This window comes from Bradyrhizobium manausense (assembly GCF_018131105.1).
Taxonomy (GTDB): Bacteria; Pseudomonadota; Alphaproteobacteria; order Rhizobiales; family Xanthobacteraceae; genus Bradyrhizobium; species Bradyrhizobium manausense_B.
Map to the genome: position 1 here is coordinate 198,645 of NZ_JAFCJI010000005.1, position 12,154 is coordinate 210,798.

6 protein-coding genes are annotated in these 12,154 nt (G+C 53.1%); 3 read left to right on the forward strand and 3 right to left on the reverse strand.

All coding sequences use genetic code 11. The features are described from left to right. Positions 1–76: 76 nt before the first annotated feature. The 3 genes from JQ631_RS30035 (at position 77) to JQ631_RS30045 (ending at position 3,320) form a co-directional block, all read left to right on the forward strand. A complete protein-coding gene (locus JQ631_RS30035) occupies positions 77–439 on the forward strand; it encodes a hypothetical protein (protein WP_212333123.1) in 363 nt (120 codons plus the stop codon). A 330-nt stretch (positions 440–769) separates the two neighbouring features. Next, positions 770–2,659, forward strand: coding sequence for a recombinase family protein (locus tag JQ631_RS30040; protein ID WP_283841834.1), 1,890 nt, complete (start codon positions 770–772; stop codon positions 2,657–2,659). Positions 2,660–2,885: 226 nt separating this feature from the next. Further along, entirely contained in the window at positions 2,886–3,320 is a 435-nt protein-coding gene (locus JQ631_RS30045; protein ID WP_249161251.1) for a DUF6641 family protein, read from the forward strand. Between the two features lie 42 nt (positions 3,321–3,362). On the opposite strand, the gene JQ631_RS30050 is transcribed toward JQ631_RS30045, so the two are convergent. Genes JQ631_RS30050 through JQ631_RS30060 form a run of 3 tightly spaced genes read right to left on the reverse strand, consistent with a single transcriptional unit; the run spans position 3,363 to position 10,644 of the window. Beyond that, positions 3,363–7,235 carry a hypothetical protein gene (locus JQ631_RS30050; protein ID WP_212333127.1) on the reverse strand — a complete coding sequence of 1,291 codons (3,873 nt, stop codon included), beginning with the start codon at positions 7,233–7,235 and terminating at the stop codon, positions 3,363–3,365. 26 nt (positions 7,236–7,261) lie between these two features. After that, positions 7,262–8,551, reverse strand: coding sequence for an McrC family protein (locus tag JQ631_RS30055; protein WP_212333129.1), 1,290 nt, complete (start codon positions 8,549–8,551; stop codon positions 7,262–7,264). Then, the gene (locus JQ631_RS30060) at positions 8,548–10,644 is read right to left on the reverse strand and encodes a DUF8426 domain-containing protein (RefSeq protein ID WP_249161253.1); all 2,097 of its coding nucleotides are present in this window, start codon (positions 10,642–10,644) and stop codon (positions 8,548–8,550) included. The genes JQ631_RS30055 and JQ631_RS30060 overlap by 4 nt, the downstream gene beginning before the upstream one ends. Between the last annotated feature and the right edge of the window lie 1,510 nt (positions 10,645–12,154).

Here is a 12,154-nt window from a genome sequence, read left to right on the forward strand (position 1 = left end):
CGGAAGTTATCAGTCTTGGTCGGCATTGAGTTAGAGTTCAGTGGGGAGTTCGAAGTACTTTCGGAGGACGAGATCGATGCCGGGCTGTGAAAACGCCTTTGCCCTCGTGGGCGAGTTTCAGTTCCATTTCGCCAACATAGAGGGAGCTCTCAACTCCTGTGTAGCGAAGGTGCTAGGCATTGATGGCACGACAGCTGCCGTAGTTACCAGCACACTCGATTTTGCTAAGAAGGTGGCTCTAGTGCTTGCCGCCATCGATGCCAACTTTTCGAAGGACAACCTCGACGCTACGCAAAAGCTGCTGAAGCGTGTTAGAGGCCAGAATGACCCACATCGACAGAACATTATTCACTCCCGCTTTTTGGCGACAGAGACCAGCGACGTAACATTCATTAGAACAGCTGCACGGGACAAATTGGAGCACAAGATATTCACCTAGACCCCCAGCGACTTCCGCCAACATTTCAGTCGAATGGCCTGTTTGGCAGGTGAGTTGATGGCGCTTGAGGGACAGCTGGAGCCGTAAGTTCCATCCCTGGAGTTCTCCGATCCTCGGAGTTCCAGCTTCGTCGCTATGATTTGAGACGATGGCTCACCCGGCGGAGTAGCCAGGTTCGACAATCTTTGAGGTCGGCTTCACAAGGCAGGCGGTCCCCCCAGGCCCGGGCTTGAGCAGAAGCTCGCTTAGAGTTGCTAGACGCCTTGGCCGATCGGGCGTAGTCTACTTAGACTTGTGTTGGCGGCAAATCATGCCCGCATGCGCCCTTCAATGACCAATAGACCAGAGGTCCCGGATCTCACAAGAGCGGCGCAGTATCTGCGCATGTCTTCCGACGTCCAACGCTATTCTACCGAAAACCAGCAGAACGCCATTGCCGAGTACGCTCAGAAGCATGGTTATAAGATCGTGGCATCGTACAGAGATGCTGGAAAGAGCGGTCTTTCGCTAAAAGGTAGGGAAGCTTTACGGCAACTGCTTTCCGATGCGCTTTCACCGCGACGTCCCTTTGATGCTATTCTGGTCCTCGATGTTAGCCGATGGGGACGGTTTCAGAATCCAGATCAGGCCGGTCACTATGAGTTTCTCTGCCGGCAAGCTGGCGTTCCCGTAATCTATTGCGGTGAGCCATTCGAAAACGACGTCGTACCCGCCACCACCATTGTGAAGCATTTGAAGCGGGTGATGGCCAGCGAATATAGCCGTGAGCTGTCTGCAAAGGTCTGCCGTGCTCACCGTCAGCAAGCCTTGCTAGGCTTTCGCCAAGGTGGAAGCCTCACGTATGGATTTCGTAGGCTTCTTGTCGACGCTTCTCGTAATCCCCGACAGATCCTAAATGCAGGACAAAGGAAAGCCCTTAGCTCAGACAAGGTGGTTATTGTCCCCGGACCATCCGAAGAGCTCGCCGTAATACGGCGGATATTCAGACTGTTTGTGCAGCAAAAGCTATCGGTTGCCGAGATTGCGAGGAGGCTGTCTAAGAAAGGAATACCCGGCTACGGAGGAAAACCATTGGGCCATCAGGCTGTCCGGCATATTCTTTCTTGCGAACTTTGCATTGGTCAAATGACCTACAATGTGACAACGACGCGATTGCAGGCTCCCTCTAAGAAGAACCCTGAGGAGCTGTGGGCGAGGTTCGCGGCTTTCAAGCCCGTTGTTTCGATCAGGCAATTCAAAAAAGCTCAACAGCGACTCGCTCAGCTCCCGGTGCGATGGGATAAGCAATCGATAGCGGCTTCCTTGCGGACCCTACTTGCTGAGAAAGGTCGTCTTACTGAACTAATAATCAATCAATCGGAGAACGCACCGTGTCACGAAACGGTGGTGAATCATTATGGATCACTCGACGCTGCTTATGCTGCGATCGGCTACGTGCCCGAGTTTAAACAGCAGTTTGGGATGAACGGAAAGTTCTGGGGCGAAAAGGCGCTCTTTGCCGGCTTGCAAAAGATTCATGCAGCCAATGGATTTGTTTCGAACCGCCTAATCGACAGCTGTGCCTATCTGCCATCCGCGGCGTTTGTTAGGAGACGGTTCGGTACTCTGTCTGAAGCGACCCGGCGAGCCGGTTTGCCCATTGTTCCTCATAGCCAAACGCAAAAGCGTGCGTGGAAGCAGCGAAGGGCGGCAGGATGCGATGAACTCTATCAAGGAGTTCGTTGGACAAAGGAGGAGTTGGCCCGGGCCCTGCGCAAACTGCACAGAAAGGCTGGGTATTTAACTGCAAATGTGATTAATCAAAATGAAGCCGCACCCAGTGCTGACTATTACTGCAAACGATTTGGCTCTCTCGATAACGCAAGGAGGTTTGCCGACATACCGGTCCCAACCCATTCGGAGCGCATGTTGGCTGCTTGCAAGAGGAAGCGAGATGGCAAGCCAACTATTGGGAGGCGACGCCGTCATCCAGATCAACGCATCGGACTTCACTACCGGTCGGATGATATTCTGGCCGGCCTAAAATCCTTGGTGCAGAAGAAAGGAGTGATTTCGGCTCTTCTGATTAATGCGGAGCCGTCACTGCCTTCGGCAGATTGCGTCATCAACCATTTCGGTTCGCTCCGGGAAGCGTACCGGCTTGCGGGCATAGTCGCCTTAAAGGGCAAGCTTGTTCGTTTTGGTTTGCCGCTCCAAGAAATGTCAGAGAAGACAAGTTAGTTGCTCGTTCGGACGTCTCCGATGGCTCCAAAGCCGGCCCGAAAGCAACCAGCAGGCACTCCTCACACTTTAGAGTAGCAAAAGAAATGCCTGCGTGTGCTAGAGCAAAGCTTCTCTTGTATCTGGGCAACCAGCTTGCTGCCGACTGCCTTTTCTGGCTCGACCGTTCGATCGAAGGCTGTATGTCGGATTGGCGTTAGTGCAATCCAACAGCCAGGAGCCCGCTATGTCGACCTCAATCCTCAAGTCGCTCACGTTCGTCCCGCAGCCCAAGGTCATTTCTGACCCATTGATTATCAAGCGGGAACGCATGGTTTCCCGCTTGGAAGATCAAAAGAAGCTGCTCGCCGATCCGACCTACCAGCGGCGTATCAAGCGTTGGGAAAAGAGGGAAGACGGGGAGAAGGTGCTCGTCGAGAAGCCGCTCCGTGCGAGCAAGTGGTGGCAACAGGACCCGAGCGGCAGCGTGGTCATGACAATGAAGGTCGGCTCGAAGCGCATCGAGTTCGAGAAGGGTAAGGCGGCCATCGCTGTAGGCTCGCTGGAGAAGCTGCCTGCGGTGATCGATTCGCTCATCAAGGCCGTGCGGGCGGGCGAGCTTGACCCTCAGCTGAGCGAAGGCAAGGGACCGAGATCGGTGCCCACTCGGAAGATCGCTTGACTGCACTACGGAAGCGTCAATGACTGATGGCGCTTCCGTAGGCTACTCTTCCTCGTCATCCCGACGTTCCGCAGCTATCCTTTTCTCAAGCGAGCGGTGGGATTCTCTTGCCCAGAGCGCAAGCTTTGGAATTGGATGGCCAAACCAGGACTGCAATGGTGAGAGATAGACCTCTAAAAGAGGAACCATTGAGCCGGACCAGGAAGTGGGGTACAGCCGCCGGCTAAGGGCGTCACGGAATTCGCGAATATCACCAAACTTGCTGGCCAGCGAGTCAAACGCAGGATGCCATCCGTTCCCTTTGATTATTGGGTAGAAGTCGCAGAGGAATGCTGCCCTATTTGTTGGATCTATCTTCGCCCACGATTCCAATTCCGCGTGGGGAACTGCGAATAGAATGCCTTCTTCATTGTGTCCCTCGCCGTCAAATCTGTAGTTCGGAGGGCCCACGATACGTTCGAGCCAGTACCGCTCGGTGGCAGTGGCGATCTCGTAAAACCGAGAGACTGATGTCCACATTGCCGATGCGTCAATCGCCAGAAGCTTCTTGACTGTTTTCCTGATTGGTCCGTCCAGTGCAAAAATCACGTCCGAGTCGCTCGACTGGCAAATACGTGAAAGTTGGTCCCCCATCGCCGAAATAAAGTGTGATCCTGCTCTCCCCGAACGAACCAGCAGGTCAGCACTTTGCTCAAAAAGATAGGAATCTCGGTTGTTGCTGCCAACTTTTTCGAGCAGCTTCGGCGAGGTCAGCAAAGTCTCTATCATTTCAGCCAGAGAAGCGTCTAGTTCAGCACGGCTGTGCTGATACATCGATATGATTTCAAGAGAAGTCCAATTTCCCTCAGCGCCATGATTGGTGGCAAGTTCGCTAAGTAGTGGCAAGATTACCGGCGGAGGGAGATGGTCGATTCCCCTACCATAAGACAGATAGGCACAATCCCGGGCCGAAATTTCGTTACGACGGAGGCTCGCAATAACATCGTCTAATCGTTCAGGCGTCACGCCAACCGCGGTGTACACGTTTATTGCCTGCTTACTAAGTGCGCTCGAACCAAGTGCAATTGCTACACACTGATCTCCCAGCTCTACGCTCCTACCGTCAACCCCATTCAAGAAGCCTCGAATAAATTGCGCCCCATGGCGTTCTTCAGATCTCTCGTAAATTGAAACGGCCTCTTTGAAGTGAATTATAGGATCACCAACATATTGAGCTAGCTCCCGAGCGAATGGAAAGCCGTTGTGCAATTCTTCAATCGCCATCACCTGGATGGCTCGGCGAACGGCTTCTGGGGTTCTAGCGATTTCACGAGCTATGGCTTGCGCCATGCGAGTAGAGTACTCGAAATCTTTAGTACTGCTGGCATTGTAGTCGTAGTTTAGATCCGGATCTCGAATGTCCGCGGCCCAGAACTTTGTATAGAGCAGTGCGAGGTCTACCAAATCAGTTGGAAGAAGTAGGTTGTATAGCTCTCTCACCTTTCTAGCCAACTCTTCTGGCGCAGCTCGCCTATCGTAGTAGAGCCAATCACCGAGCGACTCTAATGCTTCCAACCACAGGCCTTTCTCACTCGCCACCGTCTTAACGGCGGCTTCAATATCTGAGAATAGATTTTCGCCCATCAGCTCTCGGAGGTGACTCGCAACTATGCGTTCGCATCTCGTTGAGAGCTCCTTCCGAGATCGGAGAGCTAGAAGACGGTTCATGCCGTTTCTATGAAAGTCGAATACCTCGCCCCAAATCTTGGCGTGCCAATCGCTCAACGGCGGGCGAGTGCCGATTTGTTGAGCGGACCCCGATCGGGTAAAATGACTTTGTCTAAGCGTCTTCTCCAGTGCACCGATGCACAGGTCGACCATTTGCTCATCGTTGCTCGCTAAGCCTTCGTCCAACACTGCAAAGCGTTCTGCTGGCTCTGCTTCAGTACCGCTCAAATGGAGCTGAAAAAGTTGTATGAACAGCCCGGAGGCGTTATTTGAGAAGCGTTCCGTCTCGGCAGCGCCCAGCCGCATCAATAGCCGAGCGGCGATCGCGAATGATTCGTGACGAAAGACGAGCTTTTCCAAAGCCCAGACGATATGTCTCCTTCCGTCACGTAACCGCTTAAGATCGTCAAGCGACAAATCGCCGAGTACGTGCTTCAGTGCATCTGTCGCAGCGTCAGGATCAACATGGACCAAAGCGTCAAAGCATTTCGAACCATGCTCTGTGTTCAGCGTTTCAAGGGAGGCGAACATTCCCCCAGGGCCGAGCAGTCGCCGTGCGACTTCCCTTGCAGTTTTACTCGTATCAAAGTACCGCCACTGTGCGAAGAACGATGTCAGTGCGGAAGGGGAGGCAGTCGATATAAAAGACAAAAGTGTTTTCACACGAAGGACTTCCAATCGGCGGGCACCTAGATAGGCCGCTATCGGAATTGGTTGCGCAGAAAAGAAACGTCCGCGCCGGTCTACAATGTCGTGCGAAGCCGCTCTTGCGAGATGCTCATGCATCTCGTCCCCAGCTAGCGAACAAAGAGCGTTGGCGATCAGATCAAACTCCTCCGCGAAATCATCATCGCTTCCAAGTCGCTCAAAGAGCGCTAGGCATTCTATTGCCTTGACCTGATTTCGATCTCGTATTCCCGCTCCGGACAGCACCCGGCTCACCACATCTTCGATTGATCTCAAGACTGGTGTGTTCTGTGCGTAATTGTGCGTCGCCAGCACAGCTATTTTGGGGAACCCGCCGCAAAGATTGCTTATATAGGATACCTCTACTGCGCTGGCCTGGGGAAGGCGCTGCTTTATGATGCCTTCCACCAGGTTCGAACCGCTTGGTTTTAAAGAGATGTTCAAGCAGTATTCATGCTGCAGGGGGCGATCATCTATATCGATGGTCAGAAGCCGCAGAACGCTACCGGCGTTCGACACGATTGCGCTAAGCTGCAGAGCGGATTCTCGGCTGCATTCGTCCACGACAAGAAGGGTAGGACTTCCTCGTTCGGCCATCCGTTGCACGACGGGCAGCAATTGTTGACCCAACGTACGATAGTCGCAAAATAGTGCAGATACGGATCGTGACTGCTTCACGATGGTGGATATGTCTCGGAGTAGTTCAAACACAAACCGTGTCTTGCCGAGTCCTGATGGACCTATAAGCCGGACAGAGCGCCGCGGCTCGCATAGGTGGTCGTAGATTCGTTCTTTAGCCTGATCCGACGTTAGCGTATTGCCGTCGATAGCTTTGGTCGCCCTACCGTCGGCATCCTGTGCAGACCCAAGTGAGTATCGCAGATCTGTATCTGGAACATACTGTATTGAGCCAACCTCAGCCAGCTTTCCGAAACTGTCCACCGTTTGGAAGCCACCAAGAGTTAGCCCTGATCGATGCTCATTTAGCCAGACCGCGACAGCGGGATGTCGGGACGACCATTCAGCGATCTTGTTCGCGTCATAGATGTCCAATACTGCCAAACGATCAGGATCGGCACCGGTCTCTGAAATGCCAGCTCGAATTGCTTCGATTCTTTGGTCGAGCTTTTCGCCCACTAAAGCAGCTGATGTAAATCCTAAATACGATCCTCGCTCACGAATCGCCTTCGTCAGGGCGGCATTGAGCTTCCGAACTGCCCCCTTTTTCTGTGTAGCCTTTGTCCAGGCTTCTTTCTTCCAACCAGCTGCGCCCGGGTCGGTGGCCTTCGATTGGAATACCGCAAATCTACTTGGGATATAGTCCGTTCTAGGGAGCCCTCCACTCCAGCTGATACGGCCATCCTCGCCGCCGTCAGCGACCGTGATCTGCATAGGCACAGTAATTCCACGCAAGGCGATACCTGCATTCTGCGCTTCCGCATGCAGAAGTCTTCCGAGCAATTGGACAAGCTCGTTCTGGTCAAGACTTTCAATTTGAGATGGCGAAACGTCGAATATCATTGGGGTTGCAATGTCGTTCTAAATTCCTAAAAATGACGAATACTCACCGGAAGATCGCATAATTCCGTGTTAATCAAGGTGCCGCTATTCAAGTCGAACGGAAGTACCCACAGGTCGAGCTTGTCTGCCAACGTGAACTTTTGGAGCGCCGATTTGAACGCTTGCCGCTGTGGGTAGACCAGCACAAGGACGCCCTGTGTCGATTCTCGCAAGTACGTTTTGCCATAGGCCAGTAGCTGATAGAAATCTGCTTGTTTGAGGTTGTAGTTGTCTTGTGAGTTGGCGGCATCGACTAGTTTCCACTTAGTATCGAGCACCCATCTGGCTGTTCCGCAGTCAATGACGATGTCGGGTTGAAGACAAAACAAGCGGCGATCGTCGTGCTCGCAAAGGAAATGTTGCTTAGGTTGCGTGCGCAGTCTCGTATCGGGCCGCAGCGCTCGCCCCAGACATCTTGCTACGTACCTCTCAAAGAGCTTTTCCATGGGGAGGAGAAGGCTAACACCTTCCCAAGCCCCAACCACAGATGTGGGCATCTCTTTGCCGAGGACTAGCTCGCACCAGGGCTTGATATCTTTGTAATGCGCCATCAATCTGTCGTCTTGCCATCTTTCGAAATCATCAGCGACGTTCCGGCTGGCATCAACGTCAGATAGACACTCCCTTAGTTCATGAGCGAGCCTCCAATTTGAAGGCACTTGAGCTGCTCGGCAGACTTGCTCGACCGCAAGCTTGAGCAATCGGTTCTCGGATCGATTGGCGGAGAACACGTCGTGTCGAATGTGGAAGAAGTGTTGGCGATCCAGCCGCTGCCTCATCTGCTTAGCACGGCTCAATTGACCACGGAGGAAGCGCTGCTCCTCTTCCACCAACTGATACTCGCACCTAATTCCTCGCTTAACTAGGCGGTCTAGCGAGACTAGGAATTGCCTCATGATCCATTCATTGAGAGGAGCATCGAATTTCTGCAAACTCGACACTCCAACCTCCCTTACAGGCAGATCGAGCACCGTGCTTAGCATTTTAACGAGGAGAGATCTCGCTGTGTCGAGGCTTTCACCCTCCTCAAGATGCTTTGGGAGGATCTCAATACGAGTCCCGCAGGGCGTCTCAATCACGCCTACGTAGTTGTCGAGACGTAGCCACTTCCGGTCCTCCAACTCAATAAGCGAGGCGCCCGATTTGCTGAGCTTGGAACTCAACTTGCAAAGCCAATCGAATGCAGACTGAGACACTTGCTGTCGATCGAGCGATGGCTCGGCCAGCATACTGGATGTCAGCCGGGCATACTCACGAACCGTGATGAGAGTGGTCACCGATTGGCTTTCCCAAGCGCCTCAATGACCTTCTTTCCCAAGTGCCGAGTATTCATGGTCGCACCCGTCGTCCATGTCATGGGTATTCCCAATTTTCTCGCAATGTCGAGCAGGGGCTTCTTCGCAACTTCTTCCTTTTGGCCGCTATTCCACACTTCGATCGTGCCGCTGGACAGCTGCCTTATCGTATAAGGGCCGTGAGTGGCCTCCCGTTCTGTCGTCAACGCCACAGGCTTTAGCTGATGATCGACTATGCCAAGGTAAGCTTCGATCCGACCGAAGGCGAGGTCGTTGATCATCCAGCGGCTAGTTCGCTCGGCGACAGACACGTCGTCCCCAAAGAGCGCTGAGATATTAACGTCTGGCTTGTGTAGGAACCGGTTCTCAGGCGCCTTCCGAGAATCATTTAGCACGATCTGAATGCGCTCCCAGTCGTCGAAAAAATACTCTTGCAGCAGAGGGATAATCTGCTGGCGGAATATAGAGCCGAGCAACTCGATACTTTTGTCCTCACGCAGGGGGAGGAAGTATGCGTGGCCAAGGCGATGATCTCGGTCCAACAGCACCTCGATCCGCTCGTTCATGACCGACAGCATTTGCCCTACATTGAGCCCTTGCAGCTCGATTTCTCTTAATAGGTCTGGGCGAGGGAGCATCTCTCTGAAATGAAACCGTCTTCGCAATGCAATGTCTAAGCTGGTTAGAGACCTATCAGCGGTGTTCATCGTCCCGATGATGTGAACGTTGGCGGGCACGCTGAATCGTGACTTAGAGTAAGGAAGAATCACCTCCAGCGCTTCTTCCGCATCCTTTCGCTTCGACGGCTCAATTAGTGTAATGAGCTCTCCGAATATCTTTGAGACATTCCCACGATTGATTTCATCAATGATCAGCACCTTCGGACGACTGACTGCGGGTGCATCGACCGATGTGGGACTTGCGAAGCCAAGATAGCGCTCTACAAGAACCGATAGTATGTTTTCATACCCATTGACGAGGTACGGCTCTAACAGAGAACCCGGCATCTTCTCGAACACTTCCTTTTGCCGAATGTTTGCAACAGTAAGCTTTCCGTCTCTCACACAGTCAGCTAGGTCTCGAATCAAGCTCATTCCGATGGGGAGGCGCTTTTTGTTTGGCTTGATCAGCTCGAGAACGTCTCTGGACGCATAAACAACTTCGTACCCACTGCCAAACGTGTCTCCGATGCGGAATGCCTGAGCCGCACTAGCGATCGTAGAAGCGTGATTGCCGGTGTTGCTCAGGAGGCCGGCGAGCTTCGTTCTGTCGATCGAGTGTGACTTCAGCTCATACAGAGTCATTTGACTGAATTGATTTTGCATAAGCTGTTCGTACGGTAGGGACGGTGAATAGACCCGCAGCCATTTTACATTGCGGCATTGCCCATACTTGTCATCACCATCTCCTTGAGGTTCTCGTGCTATTTGGCGGTAGTCGCCAGTTACCTCGGCTATGGCTCTGAACTTTGTATTGCCGTCGGAGACGACCACGAGGTCGCCCTTCTTCATCTTGAGCAGAAAATTGGTCACAGCTGTAATAGCATAGGAATCCGCTTCGTCAGATTTTCCCGCCTTCTGTGAGCGATCAAATACCTCGTCTCGACTTTTGCAGCCGGTGAAATCTGTATCACCTCCATACCCTAGAAGAATGTAGTTATTCTCGACGCATTCATCGTAGATGTACGCATCGCTCGCCAGAGTGTTGCCCAATGACATTTTCCATATGCGGCGCCCCTCGATGGACACAGGGGCCGTTGCCTGCTGTGTTACCTTGGCAGCAGCGGTGTCACAGAGTATTTTGAATATGCCGTCCTCCACGGCATATCGAATCTGCCCGTCAGCATCATGATCAGCCCGAAGACCCTCAACGAAATCTTCGTAGCTAAAGCTTTGATGGAAGGTAACGAAGCGAACCTCTCCGTCTGATGACAATTCGTCAAATCGCCTCTTCAAGGCGGTCCGATTGGACCGATTTGCTTCCAGGTAGGCCGGATCCAAGATGTCGAGCGCTAGCTCAATGACGGCAAATGTCTTGCCTGTTCCTGGCGGGCCATAGAGAATTTGATTGAGCATTTGCTGTAACCACAATCTGGCGCTTGTTGCTCTAAACTCGCTTGATTCGTGTGCGATCTTCAATCGTTTCGAGCGCTATACTCGCAATGCAACTAAAGTATCGGGCGCTGGAGGGCGGCAGTCAGACTCAAAACCTGAGTGCACTTAGAAGCTGTGATGACACTTATCCATATCCCGCCTCCAGGCCGGCAGCCAACTAACCCGCTCGGTGCGACGGGTGTCACACCGCGTTGCACCAGGCTCTATCGCCAATGGAAGCGACCGATCCAAACCAGATCGTCCTTCCGGGCGATGCTCGCTGCGTTCGGGGCCGCTAGGGCCAGGTGTTCTAATTGGAACGACGAGTCATCAAGACCCAAGTGCCAAGGTACAATCCTGCGGTAGACCTTCAATCAATCGTTCAGCCGAACCATCACCATGGTGTAAGCGGCGAAGCCGCTGCGAAGCTCTTATTGGCTTCTGTGTAATTGGCGGCCGGTCGTTCACCTCGGCGACCGAAGCAACATCGGTCACCATCACCGTCACCATCATCTAACCGTCAACAATCGTCCTACGGACGATACTCACTACGTTCGTGGCTTTGATGTTGGAATCTAAATCTATGATCAAGTACCGTGGTCTATCTTGCAGTTGCCTTCAATCACACTTCAGCCGACGACGGCCAAAGCACGATCGAGAAGCTTGCATATAGCCCCGTCACACACCAATTTGAATCACCATTGCTGGTACGGGGCGGTTGAGCGATCTCCCGTTTACGTTCAGTTCCAACGCTAGTCTGTAGAGCCAATTGGTCGACGTCTACATCCTCGAGGGTCGCAGCGTTGCGTTGCCCTCATCGTGCTCGGGCCAAGGCCTTTGCTTTGAGTTGTTGCTTGGGTTTGTTCTCGCCGAACATTCTGTATTCCGTCTCACGCCAGACGTAACAGGGCGTCGAGATAGACCACGCCAAGTCGATAATGCGAGTGATGGTGCACCGGTTGAGATGCCGATGCTGGGCAGCCAGGTTGTAGGGCTACCGGGATTGTCGCTGCTATTTAGTCCTGCTCGGCACTGCAGACGAACAGTCTTGCCATGCAGGTCTGCATGTATAGAACGCCATCAAGCCAGCCATTTTTCTAATGGGCTTTCGGCCTCATCACCGTCCGAGCGACCATAGCAACGACCTCAGGCGGCAAGTATGATCGTACGCACCACTGAAGGGCTGCCCCAATTTCCCCGGTGAAACTCCCGGTCGCTACCCGCACCCCAAAACGCTAAAGCTACCCCGCACCCAAGACGAAGCCCGACGATGTGTTCGAGCTAGCTGCGGGGTCCGAGACACTGGGGCCAATCCGAAACGCATCAGAGACTCTGGGAGAGCAAGGGCACTCCATCAGCCCAAGATGCACAGAAGAAGGCGCAGGGTTCTCGACAAAAGATTGACAGCGCCCGTGGCAGGACTGCAGGCTGTTGAAACTACTCCGCAATTTTACTTCCGTTGGAAGTTCAAGCACTGCCACGGGCGGTACGC

Excerpts from the sequence above, each read along its gene's own strand:
- JQ631_RS30050 (WP_212333127.1), bottom strand. The coding sequence starts at position 7,235 with ATGATATTCGACGTTTCGCCATCTCAAATTGAAAGTCTTGACCAGAAC.
- JQ631_RS30045 (WP_249161251.1), top strand. The coding sequence starts at position 2,886 with ATGTCGACCTCAATCCTCAAGTCGCTCACGTTCGTCCCGCAGCCCAAG.
- JQ631_RS30040 (WP_283841834.1), top strand. The coding sequence starts at position 770 with ATGACCAATAGACCAGAGGTCCCGGATCTCACAAGAGCGGCGCAGTAT.
- JQ631_RS30035 (WP_212333123.1), top strand. The coding sequence starts at position 77 with ATGCCGGGCTGTGAAAACGCCTTTGCCCTCGTGGGCGAGTTTCAGTTC.
- JQ631_RS30060 (WP_249161253.1), bottom strand. The coding sequence starts at position 10,644 with ATGCTCAATCAAATTCTCTATGGCCCGCCAGGAACAGGCAAGACATTT.